At 37.5% G+C, this 20601-nt stretch carries 20 protein-coding genes and 1 tRNA gene; 1 reads left to right on the forward strand and 20 read right to left on the reverse strand.

Annotated features, from left to right (window positions below):
• Positions 1 to 25: 25 nt before the first annotated feature.
• The 20 genes from hisB to HMPREF0819_RS03915 all read right to left on the reverse strand — a co-directional run bounded on the left by hisB (position 26) and on the right by HMPREF0819_RS03915 (position 19460).
• Positions 26 to 610, reverse strand: coding sequence for an imidazoleglycerol-phosphate dehydratase HisB (hisB, locus tag HMPREF0819_RS08930; protein ID WP_004232533.1), 585 nt, complete (start codon positions 608 to 610; stop codon positions 26 to 28).
• Positions 611 to 1267, reverse strand: a complete 657-nt coding sequence (gene serB / locus HMPREF0819_RS08935; RefSeq protein ID WP_044023313.1) for a phosphoserine phosphatase SerB — start codon at positions 1265 to 1267, stop codon at positions 611 to 613.
• Positions 1260 to 2537 carry a histidinol dehydrogenase gene (gene hisD, locus HMPREF0819_RS03830; RefSeq protein ID WP_004232537.1) on the reverse strand — a complete coding sequence of 426 codons (1278 nt, stop codon included), beginning with the start codon at positions 2535 to 2537 and terminating at the stop codon, positions 1260 to 1262. Before hisD ends, serB begins: the two co-directional genes overlap by 8 nt.
• Positions 2534 to 3181 (reverse strand): ATP phosphoribosyltransferase, encoded by a 648-nt coding sequence (gene hisG, locus HMPREF0819_RS03835; protein WP_004232541.1) that lies wholly within the window; start codon positions 3179 to 3181, stop codon positions 2534 to 2536. The genes hisD and hisG overlap by 4 nt, the downstream gene beginning before the upstream one ends.
• Positions 3181 to 4149 carry an ATP phosphoribosyltransferase regulatory subunit gene (locus tag HMPREF0819_RS03840; RefSeq protein WP_004232544.1) on the reverse strand — a complete coding sequence of 323 codons (969 nt, stop codon included), beginning with the start codon at positions 4147 to 4149 and terminating at the stop codon, positions 3181 to 3183. The genes hisG and HMPREF0819_RS03840 overlap by 1 nt, the downstream gene beginning before the upstream one ends.
• 12 nt (positions 4150 to 4161) lie before the next feature.
• Complete coding sequence (gene hisC / locus HMPREF0819_RS03845; RefSeq protein WP_004232546.1) at positions 4162 to 5220, reverse strand: histidinol-phosphate transaminase; 1059 nt, start codon at positions 5218 to 5220, stop codon at positions 4162 to 4164.
• A 372-nt stretch (positions 5221 to 5592) separates the two neighbouring features.
• A complete protein-coding gene (locus HMPREF0819_RS03850; RefSeq protein ID WP_044023417.1) occupies positions 5593 to 6270 on the reverse strand; it encodes a 5'-methylthioadenosine/S-adenosylhomocysteine nucleosidase in 678 nt (225 codons plus the stop codon).
• A 71-nt stretch (positions 6271 to 6341) separates the two neighbouring features.
• A complete protein-coding gene (gene ezrA / locus HMPREF0819_RS03855; RefSeq protein ID WP_004232560.1) occupies positions 6342 to 8066 on the reverse strand; it encodes a septation ring formation regulator EzrA in 1725 nt (574 codons plus the stop codon).
• Positions 8067 to 8181: 115 nt separating this feature from the next.
• Positions 8182 to 10134 (reverse strand): DNA topoisomerase (ATP-hydrolyzing) subunit B, encoded by a 1953-nt coding sequence (gene gyrB, locus HMPREF0819_RS03860; protein WP_004232562.1) that lies wholly within the window; start codon positions 10132 to 10134, stop codon positions 8182 to 8184.
• Positions 10135 to 10695, reverse strand: a complete 561-nt coding sequence (locus tag HMPREF0819_RS03865; protein ID WP_004232563.1) for an HAD-IA family hydrolase — start codon at positions 10693 to 10695, stop codon at positions 10135 to 10137.
• 115 nt (positions 10696 to 10810) lie between these two features.
• Positions 10811 to 12022 carry an FtsW/RodA/SpoVE family cell cycle protein gene (locus tag HMPREF0819_RS03870; RefSeq protein ID WP_004232565.1) on the reverse strand — a complete coding sequence of 404 codons (1212 nt, stop codon included), beginning with the start codon at positions 12020 to 12022 and terminating at the stop codon, positions 10811 to 10813.
• A gap of 221 nt (positions 12023 to 12243) precedes the next feature.
• Positions 12244 to 12315, reverse strand: a tRNA-Arg gene (locus HMPREF0819_RS03875).
• A 57-nt stretch (positions 12316 to 12372) separates the two neighbouring features.
• Positions 12373 to 12720 carry a 50S ribosomal protein L19 gene (gene rplS, locus HMPREF0819_RS03880; protein WP_004232567.1) on the reverse strand — a complete coding sequence of 116 codons (348 nt, stop codon included), beginning with the start codon at positions 12718 to 12720 and terminating at the stop codon, positions 12373 to 12375.
• A 146-nt stretch (positions 12721 to 12866) separates the two neighbouring features.
• Entirely contained in the window at positions 12867 to 14087 is a 1221-nt protein-coding gene (locus tag HMPREF0819_RS03885; protein ID WP_004232569.1) for a chloride channel protein, read from the reverse strand.
• Positions 14088 to 14100: 13 nt separating this feature from the next.
• Complete coding sequence (locus HMPREF0819_RS03890) at positions 14101 to 14388, reverse strand: chorismate mutase (protein WP_004232571.1); 288 nt, start codon at positions 14386 to 14388, stop codon at positions 14101 to 14103.
• Positions 14389 to 14418: 30 nt separating this feature from the next.
• The gene (locus HMPREF0819_RS03895) at positions 14419 to 15126 is read right to left on the reverse strand and encodes a VTT domain-containing protein (RefSeq protein WP_004232574.1); all 708 of its coding nucleotides are present in this window, start codon (positions 15124 to 15126) and stop codon (positions 14419 to 14421) included.
• Between the two features lie 83 nt (positions 15127 to 15209).
• Positions 15210 to 16595 carry a Fe-S cluster assembly protein SufB gene (sufB, locus tag HMPREF0819_RS03900; protein WP_004232577.1) on the reverse strand — a complete coding sequence of 462 codons (1386 nt, stop codon included), beginning with the start codon at positions 16593 to 16595 and terminating at the stop codon, positions 15210 to 15212.
• An 82-nt stretch (positions 16596 to 16677) separates the two neighbouring features.
• Positions 16678 to 17121: a flavodoxin gene (locus HMPREF0819_RS03905; protein ID WP_004232579.1), complete on the reverse strand. Its 444-nt coding sequence runs from the start codon at positions 17119 to 17121 to the stop codon at positions 16678 to 16680.
• Positions 17122 to 17162: 41 nt separating this feature from the next.
• Complete coding sequence (gene add, locus HMPREF0819_RS03910) at positions 17163 to 18182, reverse strand: adenosine deaminase (protein ID WP_004232581.1); 1020 nt, start codon at positions 18180 to 18182, stop codon at positions 17163 to 17165.
• A gap of 126 nt (positions 18183 to 18308) precedes the next feature.
• A complete protein-coding gene (locus tag HMPREF0819_RS03915) occupies positions 18309 to 19460 on the reverse strand; it encodes an iron-containing alcohol dehydrogenase (protein WP_044023314.1) in 1152 nt (383 codons plus the stop codon).
• Between the two features lie 164 nt (positions 19461 to 19624).
• Here HMPREF0819_RS03915 and HMPREF0819_RS03920 point away from each other — a divergent pair, with 164 nt between their 5' ends.
• A complete protein-coding gene (locus HMPREF0819_RS03920) occupies positions 19625 to 20560 on the forward strand; it encodes a DHH family phosphoesterase (RefSeq protein ID WP_004232586.1) in 936 nt (311 codons plus the stop codon).
• Positions 20561 to 20601 lie beyond the last annotated feature (41 nt).

A 20601-nucleotide genomic window follows, 5' to 3' on the forward strand; every position in this document is an offset into this window, starting at 1 on the left:
TTGGGCTGATTTTCCTTTCTATATATTAAAGCAAACCTTTTGTTGAATTAACCCCGTGAATTTCAGGGTTAATAGTAATTGCTTCGCGAAGAGCACGTCCTGTCGCCTTAAAAAGACTTTCTGATTTATGGTGGTTATTTTTACCATGCAAAATCTTCAGGTGTAAATTCATTTGAACATTGAAAGCAAATGCTTGGAAGAATTCTTCAACCAACTCAGTATCAAAATTTCCAAGTTTTGGATTATCAAACTCACAATCAAAAACAAGGTAGCTGCGTCCTGACAAATCAAGACTAGCCATCCCGAGTGTTTCATCCATCGGAACAAAAGCTGTTCCGTAGCGATTGATTCCTGCTTTATCGCCAAGCGCCTCTTTCAAAGCTTGCCCAAGAACAATTCCAACATCTTCTACAGTGTGGTGGCTATCAACATGCAAATCACCATCTGCCTTAACCACAAGTGACATGCGACTATGTCTTGCAAAAAGAGTCAACATGTGGTCAAAAAATCCGACACCTGTGTCAATAGAAACAGGCTCTTGAGCATCCAAATTAAGGTTCAATTTGATTTTTGTCTCAAAGGTATTACGTTCAATTTCTGCTTGTCTCATTTATTGTTCTTCCTTTTCTTGACTATCTATAATTTCAATCACCTTGTACAAATCCGCTTCGTTAATCTGATACGGTGCTTCTTTTCGAACGATTGGCTTCGCACAAAAAGCAATGCCAATTCCTGCCGTTTTAATCATAGGAAGGTCATTTGCACCATCTCCCATAGCGATTGTCTGACTAAGTTCCAAATCATTTTCTGCTGCCCACTGCATTAAACTTGCTTTCTTGACATCTTTTGTGACAACTTCACCAAGGACCTTTCCGGTTAGCACACCATCTTTGACTTCCAAGCGATTAGCTCTCACATAATCAAGTCCGATGCGATTTGCCAAAACGTCAACCGTTTCGTGAAAACCGCCAGACACAACAGCAACTTTATAGCCACGACGATGAAGCTCAGCCACCAACTTCTCAGCACCATTTGTAAAATGCATACGCGCAAGCACCTTATCAAAAATACTTTCTGGCAAGCCCTTTAATAAACCAACACGCTCGTCCAAAGCTTGTTTAAAATCAAGTTCACCATTCATGGCACGCGCTGTAATATCAGCGATTTTTTCACCAACACTGGCTTCTTCACCTAATAAATCAATTCCTTCTTCTTGGATGAGAGTTGAGTCCACATCCATTACCAATAAACCTTTTACCTTAGTCATGACGCACCTCGATTGCTTTAGCGTGTGCTTGCAGACCTTCAGCGTAAGCAAGCGTTGTAATATCGTGACTAGCAGCACTAACCGCTGACTTAGAATATTGCATGTACTGAATACGTTTCACAAAATCATGTACGCCAAGTGCAGAAGAAAATCGACTTGTACTTGTTGTTGGCAAGACGTGGTTGGCACCAGCATAATAATCTCCAATCGGCTCACTTGCAAAGTGTCCGAGAAAGACTGAACCAGCGTTTTCAACTTTATCAAGATAATCATAAGCATTATCCATCGCTAACTCCAAATGCTCTGGTGCTACTTGGTTCATCAATTCAAACATGGCATCCACTGAATCTGCAATGATAATACGTCCATTATTTTCAATCGAAGCTCGAGCAATTTTTTCACGTGGCAATGCTTTTAGCTGAACTTCTATTTCTGCTTCAACTGTATCAGCTATTTCAGCAGAGTTTGTAACCAAAATCGCACGAGCACGTTTGTCATGTTCTGCTTGAGAAAGCAAATCTGCTGCCACATATTTTGGTGTTGCAGTGCTATCAGCAATCACACCGATTTCAGACGGACCAGCAATCATATCAATGCCAACAAGACCATAAACCATTTTCTTAGCTGTTGCTACAAAAATATTTCCAGGTCCAGTGATTGTATCAACACGAGGAATACTTTCAGTACCATAAGCAAGGGCTGCAATACCTTGTGCACCACCAACTTGATAAATTTTATCAACACCAGCAAGTGACGCAGCAACCAAAATAGCTGGTTCAAAATGCTTTTGTGGTGGGGTAATCATGATAATTTCCTTAACACCTGCAATTTTTGCTGGAATCACATTCATCAAAACTGATGACGGGTAGGCAGCTGTTCCTCCTGGAACATAAACACCCGCACGTTCAATCGGACGAATCAATTGACCACGAATGACACCATCTACTGGAGCATCTTCGAAGCCTGATTCAAGCTGTTGCTTGTGATAGCTTTCGATGTTAGCTTTAGCGTTCTTAAGAGCTTGTAAAACTTCTGGATTAATTTCTTCAAAAGCTTTATCAATAAGGTCTTGACCAATTTCAAAATCATCCAAAGCAAGCTTGTCAAATTTTTCAGAATAAGCCTTAAGAGCTTTATCGCCATTTAATTTGACATCTTCTAAAATCTTACGAACTGCATCGTCAACATCAAGATTTTCTTTACTCAATTCCAGCTGTTCTTGATAAAGAACTTCTGAAATCTCTTCAGTCGTTCCAGTTAATCGTTTCATTTAAAAGCTACCTCCTCATTTCCGACAATTTCTTCTATTTTCTGGATAAATGGCATAATATCAGGATTATTCTTTAAAGCCGCTTTGTTGACAATCAATCTAGCTGAAATACGGCAAATATCTTCGTAGACTTCAAGACCATTTGCAACCAAAGTATTTCCAGTCTCAACAATATCAACAATAGCATCCGCAAGTCCAATAACTGGGGCAATTTCAACACTTCCTTGAATGGAAATAATCTCAACATCCTCCCCCTTTTTATTGAAATAATCTGTTGCTATGGTTGGGTATTTTGTGGCAATTCGCTTGCGCTTATGGTCATGTGGCTTATAATCATCCGTTGACGCTACTGAAAATTTACATAAACCAAAATTTAAATCTAACATTTCAAGATACCCTGTCGGATGTTCAATCAACAAATCCTTTCCGACCACACCAAGGTCTGCCACACCATGTCTCACATAAGTTGTCACATCAGGTGCCTTTACTAACAAAAAGCGAAACTTTTTATCTGGACTTTCAAAAATCAAGTTGCGCCCTTTATTTGCCATAAACGACATGTCAAAACCAGCTTTTTCCAAAAGTTTCACCGTATCTTTTTCAATACGCCCCTTCGTCAATGCAATCGTAATTTGATTTTCCATTAGGCACCTCCTTCTAAGCTGTCGTGGACAGCTTGGTAAATGGCATCAATATCAACTGCCCAACCAACTGCTGTCAATTTCTTTGCACCAAAGCGTTCAAATAATTTGTCGTAGCGTCCGCCAGATGCAAAAGCATCAGGAACCTTGTCACCAAAAACTTTGAACATCACACCAGTATAATATGGCATTGATGGAATTTGTGCTAAATCAATATTGCTTTCAGGCAAAATATCAGAAACTTGTTCCAGTAGATTTTCCAAATCACTCAAAGCAGCTAAAACCGACTCATTTGTAACAAGCTTCCGAGCTGCTTGCAAGACTTTATGACTTTCTCCAAATAAAAACGGCAATTGCTTCAAAAATTCATCGAACTCGCTTGGGTACTTTTTAGTCAGTTCATTCAATTGTGTAATATTTTTATCTTTGATTGCCACATCGAATTCTCTGCTAGCTGTTTCTGGTAAATTAAGCTTTTCAAAAATCGTTTGTAAAATACCGGCATGAGAAAATTCAAATTGGTAAGATGGAATATCGGCTTTATCAAGAGAAGCTTTTGCTGACACAATCGCCTCATAAACCGCTTCGTTTGCAGGAAATCCGACAATTTCAACACCAGCTTGCGTGTGTTCATTCATCAAGCCACGCATCTCTTCATTGTACTTAAAAACTTTTCCAGAATAAGAAAATTTAATCGGTGTTTCAACCTGAGTCGAGGCAATCACACGACCAATCTGACTTGTAATATCTGGACGAAGAGTTAACAACTCACCACTTTTATCAAAAAAATTATAATTATTTTTAGTAATCGAATCACTAAAAACCTCAAAGTGCTCAAGTGTCGGAGTTTCAATGCGATTAAAACCTTGACTCATCAAAAAATCACTAATGTCACGCTCGATTTTATAGGTTACTCGAGCACGTTTAAACAATTTATCATGCATACCGACAGGTAATGTCGTTTTTTTCATTCAATCGCCTCCTTACTTCATATAATATTTCTTAATCACTCTGATTACTTCTTCCATTTCGTCTTGACGACCGATGGAAATTCGCAAATGATTCTTAATACGCTCAACTTTTGGGAAATATCTGACATAAATGTTATTAGACTGCAAATACTCAAATAGCGATTTCGCAGAGTGATGTGGACATTCTGCCAATACAAAATTTGTCTTTGACGCTAAGACAGTGAAATCAAGAAATGTCAATTCATCAAAAAACCAATCTCTCGTTGCCATAATTTTTTGGCATGTGCCTTTATAGTAATCCCAAGATTCAACCGCTGCGAGTGCAAGTTTTTCAGCAATCAAATCAACGTTATAAGGATTCACTGAGTTCTTTACTGCATTAATAACCGGCATCAATTTTTTACTTCCCATGCCATATCCGACACGAAGCCCAGCAAGTGAAGCATCTTTTGAAAATGTCCGTGTGATAAACACATTGTCATATTTTTCAAGCAAGGGAATAGCTGTTTGACCACCGAAATTAATATAAGCTTCATCAATAATGACAACCACATCTTGATTAGCTCGAATAATACGCTCAATCTCATCAAGCGACTTATAAATCCCTGTCGGTGCATTTGGATTAGTAATGACAATGCCACCATTATCAGCGATATAATCAGTCGCATCGATTTCAAAATTATCATCTAAAGGAATCTCATGATAATTGATATGGTACAAATCAGCCCAGACTTTATAAAAACCATATGTCAAATCAGGAAATAAAATAGGATCATCGCTATTAAAGAATGCCAAGAATGCCATAGACAGAATATCATCAGATCCATTACCAACAATAATCTGATCTGGATCAAGACCATGTTGTTTAGCGAGAGCTCTACGAAGGGATTTTTGGTCTAAAGTAGAATATTTTCGCAATTGATGGACATCAAAGTGTGAAAAGGTATCTGCTACTTTAGGACTTGGTCCGTAAGCATTTTCGTTTGTGTTTAATTTTATTAAATTTTCGCCACTCGGTTGACTTCCGGCAACATAAGGGTCAATTTTTCTCAATCCTTTGATAGTTGTCATAACAAAATCCTTTCTATTTTCTGATATAAAAAAGCCCTCGCAAAAAAATTTGCAAGGACGCTTAAAACGTGGTTCCACCTCTGATTCAGCAGAAAGTCGCCTTTACTGCTCTCATGAAGTACGTGACTTCTAGTCTGTAACGTAGACCACGCGTCGTGTACTACTGTCATAAGAGTTCGCACACGCACTCAAGAATGTGTCGCCCAAGGATTGCACGCTTTTCTCACCATCAAGCACTCTCTGTTTGTTGTCTCAGGCTCTTTCTATCACTGCTTTTTTATATTAAGGATATTCTACAAGAAAATTCTGAAAATTGCAAGTTAAATTTTTAGAAATTTTTACACAAACAAAAAATCAGTCGAAATGACTGATTTAAAACTCTTTAAGAATATTATCTAAGATTTCTAGGCAAATATCTGCTGCGTTTTCGATAGAAGAGCGAAATTCTTCGGCTCCTCCGGTTATACTATCAGAAACGGTTTTAAGAATTAGATTTGGAACTTTATTCTGATCACAAATCAAAACTATTGCTGCACTCTCCATATCACAAATATCAGCATTAAAATCCTGATTTAAGGCACGTTTCTTTGTTTCATCAGCGATAAATTTATCACCAGAAGCACAGATAACTGGGTGAATAAAAGGGTGCTGTTTTTTTATCAACTGCACATACGCCTTCGTTGTTGGCAAATAGATATCCCGATATTCCAAATAACGCCCAACTTCGCAATGGTCAGCAGCTGAGGTATCCATATCATAATGGACAACCTTCTCAACCAAACAAATATTGGTGACTTTTAATTCCTCTGTAAGAGCACCGACCACACCATAATTCACGATTAAATCGACATCAAAAAGGCTAATTAATAATTGAGTACAGGCAGCAGCTCTGATTTCTCCTGCACCTGACTGCATAATATATAAAATTTTATCATCAAATGTTACTGAATAAACTGTGAATCCCCTGACATCCTCCTTCTTGAGTTTGTCAGCATATTTTCTCATAACTGACTGTATTTCAACAGCCACAACCATACCAATCTTTTTCATAATCATTACCCATTTTTCTTATCAAAAAAGGTTTAGAAAAATTTTCCAAACCTTTTTAGTATATCTTCGTCTTAGAAACGAATTTGTTCACGTGTTTTTTCGTATGATGTTACAAAACGGTCAGTTACACCTGGTTCAACAGTTTCAAGAGCATATGAAATTTCATCAAACGATGCTTGATAATCATTATCCACTTCAAAGAGATGCAAAGCATGTTCGAAACTACTTTGAACACTTGGTTCAAAACTACGATAACGATTTGAGTATTGTAACAATTGTTCAGTCAATGTAGCATTTTGAACGACTTGATATGCAGAATCTTCAAGATTAGCAATTGCTGCAGTCGCAACATCTGTCAATCGTGAAACAGCTTCAATATCAATACGACCACGGCTAAGTTCATCAGTCAAAACTTCTAATTGTTTGCTTGTTGTGAAAAATGCACTCAAGAAACCTTGAGGGATACCAGGCAAATTACGTTTTTCGATGAAACGTTTAATCATGTGCAAACGATTAATGTATTGATCCAAGCTTTGGCGAGCAACACTTTCAATTTGTTCAATGTTTTTAACGTGTTCAAAGACTTGCATTTGTCCTTCTTCAACAGCATCAAGAGTTTTCAGTGTACGATCAAAAATCAATTGAAGTTCAGAGAACGGTTTGTCTTGGTTATCAAACACTTCAACAATTGGTAATGTTTCTTGTTCGATTTCTTCCAAATTTTTAGTGAATGAACGAAGATTAAGTTTTTCATTGTCATTCAAAATATACTTGTGAGACAAACGTTTAATTTCATGCTCTAATTTTTCGTTATTAGCTTTAGCATGAGCTAAATAATCCGGAATAATCTTACTGTCTTTAAGAGCTGACTTGTGAGCTTTGATTTCACGTTCAAATAATTCGTACAATGACTCAATATTTTCTTGAATGTGCTCATTTTCATCACGTGCACGATCCAAATCAAGTGTCACAAGTTCAGAAGAGTTAGCACGAATTGAATCACGCACTTCTTGGAAACGAGCTTCAATGTCTTTTTCAGCGAAGTGGTAATTTTGTTCAAGCAAACGACGATAACCTTGTTCCAAATCATCAAGTTGATCTGGAAAATCATCTTCTAATTTAGCAACAATTGCTGGAATTTGTTCAGAAATTTGTCCAAGCGCAATTGTGTGTTCTTCAGCACGGTCAAGTACTTCTGAGGCTTCAACGGGGTCACCTGTTGAGTTAAGAGTTACAAATTGAGAAAATTCAGTTTCAATGTTCTTCAATTGTTTTTCAATTTCAGGCATTGTTGATCCAAAGTTATCTTCTTTTTCTGAGATTGAAGCTTGAAGAGTTTCGTACAAATCCAAAGCATGTTTAACACGAGCACTATTCTTTTCTTCTTGTTCTTCCAATACTGAAAGTGCTTCTCGAATAGCATTAATATCTTCTTCAACCAGATTCAATTGACTTTCAACATTGTCAATCTCGTGTTTTGCGCTGATGAATTTGAAACTATCATTAAGATCTTCTGCTTCAAAAATATGATTTTCAATATCTGAAAATGAATTTAATGAAAGGTCAACCCATTTTTGATTCCATTCACGGAATGTTGTTTGACTTTGTCCGATAAGATGAAGATTTTTAACAGCTTCGACTTCTTCATTGACTGGTAATCCAAATAATGATTGTTTTCGTTCTTCTAAGCTTGCAATCAATGAATCATTTCGTTTGCGTACAACAACGCCAACTAGATAAGCAATAATGACTAAAACAACTATTGCTACAAGCAGTAAAATAATTCCGCTCGACATTTAAAACTCCTTATAAATTGTCTTTTTATCGTAAAAAATAGCTATAACGTTACAATTATACCATACTTAGAGATTGCATGCAGTATTTTTCTGTTAATATTCTGTTAATATTCTGTTAAATATCAAGTGTACTGTAAACCGCATTTTCTTCGATGAACTCACGACGTGGTTCAACCTTGTCACCCATAAGCATATCAAAAATCTTATCAGCTTCAGCCGCATCATCAACTGAGACACGCGCCATCAAACGATTCTCTGGGTCCATTGTTGTTGCCCAAAGTTGGTGGTCATCCATTTCACCAAGACCTTTGTATCGTTGAACAGATGGTTTAGAACGACCATTGCTGTAACGTTCGATAGCTGCTTGAAGTTCACTTTCTTGATTTGCTCCTGGCTGGATATACTCTTTAATCTCACTACCAACTTTGACACCGTAAATCGGTGGTTGTGCGATATAAACATAACCTGCTTCTAGAACAGGACGCATAAAGCGATAAATCAAAGTCAATAACAATGTACGAATGTGTGCACCATCGACATCGGCATCGGTCATGATGACCAATTTGTGATAACGTGCTTTTGTAACATCAAAGTCAGCACCAAATCCTGTTCCCATAGCTGTAAATAAACTTCGGATTTCTTCATTAGCAAGGATTTTATCCATACTTGCTTTTTCAACGTTCAAGATTTTACCACGAATTGGCAAAATAGCTTGATGCTCACGGTCACGACCTGATTTTGCTGAACCTCCGGCAGAGTCCCCTTCGACGATGAACAATTCGTTCATTGTTACGTCATTTGAAGAACAATCAGCCAATTTACCAGGAAGATTTGAGATTTCAAGACCTGATTTCTTACGAGTAACCTCACGAGCTCGTTTGGCAGCAATACGAGCTTTAGAAGCTAAAATACCTTTTTCAACGATTTTCTTCGCAATTTGAGGATTTTCTAACAAGAAACGGCTAAAGGCATCACTAAACAAGCGGTTAGTAATTTTAACAACTTCTGAGTTTCCAAGTTTTGTTTTTGTTTGCCCCTCAAATTGTGGGTTAGGGTGTTTAACAGAGATAACAGCCGTCAAACCTTCACGAACATCGTCACCAGTCAAATTGTCATCTTTTTCTTTAAGGATTTTATTTTGACGAGCGTAGTCATTAATCACACGTGTCAAAGCTGTACGGAAACCTTGTTCATGTGTACCACCTTCATGTGTGTGAATATTATTTGCAAAACTCATAACTGTTTCGTGGTAACCTGTTGTGTACTGCATTGCCACTTCAACAGAAATGCCATCCATCTCACCATCAGTGTAGATAGGAGTATCAAAGATAACATCTTTGTTTTCGTTAATGAATTGAACATAACTTGAGATACCACCTTCGTAGTGATAATGTTGTTCTTGTTCAATACCTTCACGTTTGTCAGTGATCGAAATACGCAAACCGCGGTTCAAGAAAGCAAGTTCCTGAATACGTTTAGCTAATTTATCAAAATCAAATACTATTGTTTCTGTAAAGATTTCACCATCTGGAGTGAAGTGAACAGTTGTACCGTGACGGTCTGTGTCACCAATAACTTTCAAATCGTCAACAACATGACCACGGCGATATTCTTGATAATGGATTTTTCCATCACGATAAACAGACACATCCAATTGTGTTGATAGAGCGTTAACAACAGATGAACCTACCCCGTGGAGACCACCTGATACTTTATAACCGCCACCGCCGAATTTACCTCCGGCGTGCAATACTGTAAAGACCGTTTCAACGGCTGGACGACCTGTTTTTTCTTGAATATCGACAGGAATACCACGCCCATCATCGACAACTGTAATTGAGTTATCTTTTTCGATAAAGACTTCAATATGTGTCGCAAAGCCTGCTAAAGCTTCATCGATAGAGTTATCAACGATTTCCCAGACTAAGTGGTGCAAACCTTCTTTTGAAGTTGAACCAATGTACATCCCTGGGCGCATACGTACAGCTTCAAGACCTTCTAAGACCTGAATCTGACTCGCGTCGTATTCTTTGGCTAATTCTGCTAAATTTTTATTTTCTTCCGTCATTTACTTCACTATCTCCAATAAGGATTTTTTTCCATCAACTAATAAAATATCAAAGCCTGCTGCTTGACCGGCTTCTTTATCAATTTCACGATCTCCAATCACCAGAGCTTGCTCAATATTATATTTTTCTTTGAGGTACAACATCGATTCTGGATTTGGTTTGCGGGCAAAGCCGCTTTCAGATGTAACAACTTCCGTGAAATATGGAAGTACCTTAGTTTTTTCTAAAATATCAAGGACTTGCTTATTACGATGAGAAACCAAAAAGTTTCTTCCTCCGCTTGCCACAATTGCCTGCAAAACATCGCTCGCACCCGCAAAAAGAACCGGTGTTTTCAAATAATCGGCTTCTAAGGTCTTATAATCTTTTAAAAATTGTGGTTGGTTTGGGATAAATTGTGCAACAGCGGCATCTGTGGATTCCTTTAGCTTTTCATAGACCTCATCATGTGATGCTTGTTGGCCAAAATCTGCTAACGTTTTCACAAAAGCCTGAGTAGACATCTCATAATTATCAAGTAAAGTGCCACCCAAATCCCAGATATAATCATGGTAATTCATAACCAATATTATATCACAAATTTACATTTTTTTACAGTCTCTGACCAATCATTTTCATCTCCCAAACGGCTTCATTTTGACAAGAAAAAGGCTTGGAATTTCTTCCAAACCTCTTTTAATAACGTTCACTTCTTCTGAAATGTTCTTCGATTTCTTGCTCATGATGCAAATTATTTTGATAACTCATTGATAAAATCAAACCAACACAAATCAGATTAGAAATCAATGATGAACCACCTTGTGAAATAAATGGCAAAGGGATACCAGTCAGAGGTAGAATTCCGATTGCCGCACCAATATTTTCAAAAATATGGAATAAAATCATCATGATAAATCCTGTTGAAATATAAGTGTAGAATCGATTGTTAGATTCAAATGTCACACGGAGCATTTGATAAATCAAAACAAGGTACAAGCCCATGACAACAGCGCAGCCAAGAAAACCAAAATCTTCAGCAATAACAGTGAAAATCATATCACTTTCACGAACTGGAACTGAAAGATCGACCACATTGAACCCTTTACCGCTGAAACCACCACTACCAATCGAAATCATTCCTTGAGTTTGTTGGTAGGCAATTGATTTTGCATATGAAAATGGATCTAACCAAGCTGAAATACGGTTAATTTGATAAGTATCCATCCCCAAACTATAGAAAATATCTTTACCATGAGGAGATAGAAAAAGCGCCAAGAAGCCTGCAATAACAACTGTAACAACAATAACTACAGGTAAGATAATCCACCAAGAAATTCCTGACAACAAAATTAAGCCTGCTAAAATCGCTGCGAAAACCATTGCTGTACCAAGGTCTTTTTGCAAGCCTAAAAGAATCATCACTGGCAAGGTAATCAAGGCAAAAACTCCAAGAAGTTTCCAATCATTTTTCAAATTATCTTCTGAAAATTTTTGGCGGAACCAAATGGATGCCCTAGCAAGCATTAAAATATACGAGACCTTCATAAACTCCGAAGGTTGAAATAAGGTCACAGAACCAATTGTCACCCAGTTTTTAGCACCTGTAGACTCTACCAATTCGGGACTGTAAAAAATCAAAGGTAAAACCATCAAGGCTAGTCCTAATCCATATAGATACGGGGTGACTTTCCATAAAAATTCTGTGCTAAAGAGCATGACAACAAAGGCAACTGCACAACCTAAAAAAATCCAAATGCCTTGTTGCGTCATCACTTTTGCAATGGTTCCAGGATAATCATTTGCTGCTGCAATATAAACAGCAACTAAACCAATAAGCAAAAGAAAAAAGACAGGTAGAATCACAGAATAGTCGATGCGACTATCGATAGAATATTTTTTTCTTGCCATTATACTTCCTTCGTTTCTAATCAAAAATATTATATCATTTTTTATCTAGAATAGAGGAAAAAACCTGGCGAAAATAAAAGATTTTTTCAGAAAAAATAACACAATATTTCTTGAACTTTTCACTAAAAAAGAGGAAGAATTTTTGAGGCAACATTTTGGACAAAATCCATTTCAAACATAAGAAAAACCCTTGAAATCAAGGGTTTTTAAGCTAGGTTCAATCTCCCCTGCCGGAATCGAACCAGCAACTACTCCTTAGGAGGGAGTTGTTATATCCATTGAACTAAGGGGAGCTATGAAAAAATCTGTCACAAGGACAGATTTTTTCAATCGAAAAGTTATCGCCAAAATTAACGACGGATTTCTTTAATACGAGCAGCTTTACCTTGCAATGCACGCAAGTAGTAAAGTTTAGCACGACGTACTTTACCGTGACGAACAACTTCGATTTTTTCTACACGTGGAGTGTGAACTGGGAATGTACGTTCAACACCGATACCACTTGAAATTTTACGAACTGTGTACATTTCTGAGATCCCTTGACCTTTACGTGAAATTACCACACCTTCGAAAACTTGGATACGTTCGCGGCTTCCTTCGACAACTTTTGCGTGAACACGAACAGTATCACCAGGTTGGAATGCAGGGATGTCAGTACGTAGTTGACCTTCAGTCAAACTTTGAATTAATGGATTCATTTATTTATTCTCCTATCTTACTAATCATTAGGTGCTTGTCCCAGCGGATTAGCCGTATTTTAGTGCGTCCATTACACACTTTTCTTATTTTACCAAAAATCACCATAGCTGTAAAGCAAAATAGCTGACTTTTTTGAGTGTTTTTTCTAGAATGTCAAAACCTCTTGTCCTGTGTAAATAGAGTGTTTTCGATTAAGGCTGTAAGCAAAAATCATAATTAAAGCAAAATATGGCAAATTAGCAAAACCAAAGACTTCTCCTCCGATAAAAATCGGAGCTAAAAGTGTATTTGTGGCACTACCAAAGACGCTGATGTAACCTGCCGCTGCAACAAATTCAACTGGCAAACCAAAAACATTTGCTAAAACAACACCGAGTGATGCACCGATAGCAAAGAGCGGTGTGACCTCACCACCTTGAAAACCGATTGCTAAAGTTGCCACAGTCAAGACTAGTTTCAATAACCAATCATAAAAGTAAATGTCTTTCCCAGAAAAACTAGCATCAATCAGATTAGTTCCAAGACCTGAATAACGTCCACGATACAACATCAAGAAAAGAAGACTAAGCACAATCCCACCAAATAAAATACGATAGTAGGGATTATCCATGACCTCTTTGGCTTTTTGTTTAGCATAGGCAAGTAAAGCAGCAAAGGCATTGCCGACTAGTCCAAAAATAAGTCCTAGCAAAGCAAGTTTGCAAAACAACAAAGCATTAAAAGTTAGTGAAACATTGACAAAGTGAGCAAATTTCTCTAATCCTAAAACATGTGATGTTGCACTCGCCACAAATGAAGCAATTGTCATTGGTAAAAGAGCTGGTAATTGTAATTTGCCAAGAACCAATATCTCAAGTCCAAAAAAAACAGCCGCCAATGGCGTTTGAAACAAACCGGCAAACCCAGCTGCCATACCCGTTACAAGAAACAAGCGAGAGCTATTTTCAAAAGAGAAAAACTTGCTAAAAGCATGTGAGATCGTCGCCCCAAGCTGGACAGCAACACCTTCACGACCAGCACTTCCTCCAAAAAGATGAGTTAGCCAAGTTGTTACAGTTACCAAAGGTAACATGACCAACGGAATTTCTTTTTCGGCTTCTTGACTAACCGCAAAAAGTAGCCCCATTCCTTTGCTAGCTCGAGCATCCGCTTTTTGATAAAGAAAAACAATAACCATCCCAATCAACCCCAAAAAAGGGATCACATAATTGAAATGACTAGTTCGAAAGTCACTAAGCATGAGTAAGACGCGACCAAATACAGTATCAACACAACCTATCAGAAATCCAATAAGAAGACTTGCGCCGATTACTTTTACAAGAACATTGTAAGAATAATCTTGATTATCTTTTAAGTTTTTAATCATGAGAGCTACCTTCTTAATCTAAATCAGCCTTTAACTGTTTAGCTTGATAATCGCGAGAATTTTTCATGATATCTGCAAAAGTATTAACCAGCGTCGTTTCAAAATCCTTATTTTGAACGCGACTAGCAACTTTATTTAAGACTACTTTTTCACGACTAGTATCTAAAATAGCTTTTCCAGTAGCTCTCTTATAAGCTACTACTTGAGTCACTAGAGCCATACGTTTTTCCAGAAGGGCTACTAACTCTTGGTCTACTTGATCGATTTCTTGACGGATAATATTCAAATCTTTTACTGACATTTTTCCATATCCTTATCTTTTTTATTTCTACTATAAAGATGACTTATTCTTTTTTCGTTTAAAATAAGTTCCTATTAAACTGATGGCAATAAAAATAATAAGCAGTACAATAATCAGTCTTAAATTTCCCGCAACAACCGCATCTCCACCTAAAGCATACAATAAACTACTCGGTGCTACTCCGATTGTAACGTAGAGAAACCACCTGCGCCAAGGCAATTTGATTTTTGCCACGTGATAATTGATGAGTAGGGTTGGAATCACAGGAATCATGTAACCTAGCATAATACCTAGTTCTTGATTTTCAACAGCATCGATGACATTTTTGAATCCTGCAAAATATTTTTTCAACTTGATATCATTGTCCTTTAAATCAATCATTTTCAGAATTCTAACAAAGATAAAATTGCCAAGGATATTTGCTGAGAGATTCATCAAAAAGCCAATAGCAGGGCCATAAATCAAGCCATTAAAGATAGCAAAAATCGCATTCGACATAAAAGGAATGGCTGCTGTTAAAGCTGTCAAAAATAGCAAAATAGTGATATTCATCAGATTTTTTGTTCGCAACTGTATCAAAAACTGTGTTAGAGTTGTTTTCGAACTAGATTGCCAAAAAGCGGCAATCAGTTGCCAGTGCCTGATGACATAAATCATAAAATAGCCACAAATACTAAGTAAACCAAGAATCACTAATAACTTGCGTAGCTGACCATATTTGTACTCATGTTTTTTCATATTACTTCCATTATAAAGAAAAGTTTATCTCTTGACAAGAAGACTCAAGAGATAAAAAGATTATTTTTAGAATTTTCAAATATTTACCCGATAGAATCTTCCATACTCATAGTAATCAAACTATTCATTTCAACAGCGTATTCCATAGGAAGTTCTTTTGTGATTGGTTCCATAAAACCATTAACAATCATCGCTGTCGCTTCTTCTTCTGAAATGCCTCGACTCATCATGTAGTAAAGTTGTTCTTCTGAGACTTTTGAGACTTTTGCTTCGTGTTCTAAGGAGACATTTGAATTGTGAATCTCATTGAAAGGAATGGTATCAGAACTTGATAAATCATCCATTAAAATGGTGTCACATTCAATATGAGATTTTGAGCCGTCACTATGCTTACCAAAGTAAACTGACCCACGATAATCTGTTTTTCCGCCATCTTTAGCTACAGATTTTGAAATCAAAGTTGAAGACGTATGAGGAGCATTATGATAAACCTTACAACCCGCATCTAGATGTTGTCCATAATTGGCAAATGCCATGGAAAGCACAGATGTTTTAGCATGTGGTCCTGCTAAAATTGAGCAAGGATATTTCATGTTAACCTTACTTCCAAGATTACCATCAATCCACTCCAACATACCATTTTCTTCAACTCGACCACGTTCTGTTACAAGATTGTAGACATTATCTGACCAGTTCTGCATGGTTGTATAACGAAAACTTGCATCACGTTTAACAACAATTTCAACAGTGGCAGCATGCAAACTATTTGTCGAATAATTTGGTGCTGTACAACCTTCGATGTATTGAATTGAAGCACCTTCATCAACAATAATCAAACTGCGTTCAAACTGTCCAGCATTTTCACCGTTAATTCGGAAATATGTCTGAACGGGAATATCACATTGCACGCCCTTTGGCACGTAAATAAAACTTCCACCTGACCAAACCGCACCATTTAGCGCAGCAAACTTGTGCTCGCTATTTGAAACAATTTTTCCAAAATACTTCTTAAATAGTTCAGGATATTCTTGAAGAGCTGTATCGGTATCTGTGAAAATAATGCCTTGCTTTTGAAATTCTTCTTTCATATTATGGTAAACAACTTCAGATTCGTATTGTGCCACGGCACCTGATAGATAGTCTCGCTCTGCTTGCGGGATACCAAGTCTCTCAAATGTTTCCTTGATTTTATCAGGAACATCATCCCAGTCATTAACCTTCTTATCCGCTAGCTTTTGGAAATAAATGACATCATCAAAGTCAATTCCAGACAAATCAGGTCCAAAATCAGGCATGGGAAGTTTATAAAACAATTCCAAACTTTTTAGCCGATACTCAAGCATCCATTCTGGCTCATGCTTGTAAGCAGATATGTTTCGAACGATTTCTTCCGTCAATCCTTTTCCGGTTGAATAAGTTGGCGTCACATCATCGTGAAAGCCATAATCGTATTCTCTATTTTTTGCCATACGGCACCTCACTTATATTTAATTCTTTATGAAGGAGAAGAGAAAAAAAGAGATTGGAGCGCACTCCAACCTCAGGTTACTATTAGTTTACTTTTTCAGAAATAGTTTCTGCGAAAGCTTCTAGATTTGCAATGTCTTCTTCTTCAGCTGACAAATCAACTTTGACTGAATCAGCACCTTTTGTAGCGCCTGTCAATGCAAATTGAGCTTCAAATTCATCAACTGCTTTACAGAAGTAATCATAGAAAGTGTCACCAGAACCGACAACACCAAAAATTTTATCTGACAAATCAACATCTGCCAAATCTTCGTAGAAATCAACGATTTCGTCTGGTAATTCACCGTCTCCGTAAGTGTATGATGCAACGATTGCAACATCAGCATCTTCAAAATCAGCTGCGTCAACAGTTGTACATTCATCTACTTCAACAGTGTGTCCGAGTTCTTCAAATTTATTTCCGACGATGTCAGCAATTTCTTCAGTATTTCCTGTCATGCTGGCATAGACAATTTTAACTAAAGCCATAGTTCCCTCCAAACATAAATTACCATTATTGTAGCATATTTTTACAAAAATGTTTTATATAAATCGTCAATTTTCGATAATAAATCAGCTTTTTGACCTTCACTTGTAAAAGATGCATGAATGGCATTTTTATTAAAGGTTAGAAAATCAGCTGCATCTACTCCAAAATATTTAACAAAAAGTCCGTATTCTTTTGTCAGATTTGTATCTGAAACTGTTCGATTGTCTGTATTAATTGTAATTTTAGCGCCAGCATTTTTCAAAGCAAGAAACGGAAATTCATCGATTGATTTTGCTGCTTTTGTCTGCAGATTACTTGTCAAACAAAGCTCAGCTGTTACATTATTCTCAACAAATTGTTTGATTAATTCTGGTTGATTATAAATAGCTGTGCTATGCCCCAAACGTTTGATATCAAGGGCAATTGAGTCTGCAATGTAGTGAGCGCAGCCACATTCTCCAGCGTGGAAAGTCATCGGAAGACCAAGTTCTTGAGTGTATCGAATGAGTTTTTCCAATTCTGCTGGTGGAAAATCAAGTTCATTTCCTGCAAAATCAAAACCAACCAACCCTTTTTTGGCTAACGGTACAACGTGGTCAAAGATATCTCGAGTAACACTTGCAGGTGATTGTTTCATCCCACAGACAAGCACTTTAGCAACGATGCCAAAATCATTTTCTGCTTGCTCAAGGCCAGACAAAACAGCTTCGACGGTCTCTGAAGCTTTTAAACCTTCGTCCATTGAAAACTCAGGCGCAAAACGGATTTCAGTGTAAATCACATTTTCCTGCGCAGCTTGTCTAGCCACATCGTAAGCCGCTAAGTGTAAAGCCTTCTTTGTCTGTAAAAGCGGACGAATAAAATCAAATGCCTTAAGGTAATCCATCAAAGATTCTGCCTCAGCAGGTGCCACGACAAGCATTTTCAATTCATCATCAGATTCAGGAACAGCAATGTCTGCCATATCTGCTAATTGACGAATTGTCTCCAATGAAATCGAACCATCCAAGTGACAATGTAATTCTGTCTTTGCCAAGTCTTTTAACGTTGTTGTATCCAAGTTAGCCTCCTCTAATTAAATTTTTTAGGTACTATCTTAACACATTCTTTTTGTTTTGCAAAGAAATTTTCTCAAAAAAATAAGTCACTGAAAATTTTCAGTGACTTACGTTAAACTCTTGCTCCATTAAAACAATTGTTTGTAAAGTTCGATTGTTTCTTCAAGGGTTGGCATAAATGGATTACCTGGTGCGCAGGCATCGAGCAAAGCGTTTTTAGAAAGAAATTCGAAGTCGAATTCTTCTTCCTTGATACCAAGCTCAGTCAATTTCTTAGGAATACCAACTGTTGCTGACAATTTTTCAATTTCTGCAATAGCGTAATCAGCACATTCTTGGTCACTTTTATCTTCTGTATGAAGTCCTAGTCCTTTAGCCACATCTCGGAAAGCTGCTGGAACGTATTTGGTATTTTCACGTTCGACGATTGGCAAAATCATAGCACAGCAGACACCGTGTGGCAAATGGTAAACCGCACCAAGTTGGTGAGCCATCGCATGCACGTAACCAAGCCCTGCATTGTTAAATGCCATACCACCTAAGAAAATAGCATTGACCATAGCCTCACGCGCTTCCAAATCTTCACCATTTTCAACAGCTCGTGGCAAAAATTCTTTGATTAGCTCAATTGCTCCGATTGACAATTTTTTCGTTGCACCGTAAGCACCCGGTGTCACTAAAGCTTCGATTGCGTGAGTCAAAGCATCCATACCAGTTGCCGCTGTTAATGATTTTGGCATTGAAACCATAAGTTCTGGGTCATTAACAGACATCAAGGCTAAGCTATTTTTATCAACCATAACCATTTTAACTTTGCGTTCTTCATCTGTGATGACGTAGTTGATTGTAATTTCAGCTGATGTTCCTGCAGTCGTATTAATGGCTACAGCAGGAAGACCTTTTTTAGATGATTTGTTGACACCTTCGTAGTCTTGTGGACGACCTCCATTTGTTGCCAAAATTGAAATACAACTAGCAGCATCTTGTGGTGAACCACCTCCAAGTGAGATGATAAAGTCACAAGCATTTTCTTTCAAAGCAGCTAGACCTTCTTCGACATTTTTAACTGTTGGATTTGGATCAACATCGCTATAAACAACATAATCAATATTTTCTGCATCAAGTGGTGCAGTTACTTTAGATAAAATATCACTTCCAGCAATAAAATGGTCTGTTACCAAAAGGGCCTTTTTGTAGCCTAATTCTTTAATATGACTTCCGATTTTTTTAACCACTCCGCGCCCAATAAGGTTTTGAGATGGAACATAAAATACTGACATGAGCATAGCCTCCTTATGATTTTTGGTTTTTTAGAAAACGTTTACACATTTATTTTAGCATTTTAAAAATAAAAATAAAGTAATAAACTTATTTTACAAACTTTCTACAGTTTTTCTTTTTCATGCTATAATAAAATAAATCTCAACTTGTAAAGGAATAAACTATGAATACATTTAAAGAAATTTTAGAAAAGATAAAAGCTTACAATACCATTATCATTCACCGTCATCAACGACCTGATCCAGATGCTCTAGGTAGCCAAGCTGGTTTGCGTGAACTCATCAAGCACAATTTTCCAACTAAAAAAGTTTTGGCAACTGGATTTGATGAGCCAACTCTTGCATGGATTACGACAATGGATGAAGTGTCTGACAGCGACTACGATGGGGCTCTGGTCATTGTCACTGACACAGCAAACACTCCACGTATCGACGATGAGCGCTACACAAAAGGCGATTGCCTCATTAAGATTGACCACCACCCTAACGAAGATGTTTATGGTGACCTCTTGTACGTCAATACGAACGCCTCAAGTGCCAGCGAAATCATCTCTGACTTTGCTTTCTCTACTGGCTTAGCCCTTTCTAGCGAAGCTGCTCGCTTGCTTTACTCAGGTATTGTCGGAGACACTGGGCGTTTCCTTTACCCAGCCACAAGCTGCAAAACATTCATGATTGCAAGTAAACTTCGCGAATATGACTTCGATTTTTCTAGTCTTGCTCGCCAAATGGATTCTATTTCATTTAAAATTGCTAAACTTCAAGGCTTTGTTTACGATAACTTAGAAGTTGATGACAATGGGGCTGCGCGTGTTATATTGACGCAAGAGACAATGAAAAAATACAATGTCACAGAAGCTGAAACATCTGCTATCGTTGGAGCACCAGGTCGCATTGATTGTGTCCAATCATGGGCAATCTTTGTCGAACAAGTAAACGGAAACTATCGTGTCCGCTTGCGCAGTAAAACAAAAGTCATCAACGAAATTGCCAAACGTCATGACGGCGGAGGTCACCCTCTTGCCAGCGGAGCGAACTCTTATAGCCTAGAAGAAAACGAACAAATCTACCAAGAAATCAAAGATTTACTAGCTGAGTAAAAACACGATTGAACCTTACCAGACTAGACTTTATAACAATT

Source organism: Streptococcus equinus ATCC 9812, from assembly GCF_000187265.1.
Taxonomy (GTDB): Bacteria; Bacillota; Bacilli; order Lactobacillales; family Streptococcaceae; genus Streptococcus; species Streptococcus equinus.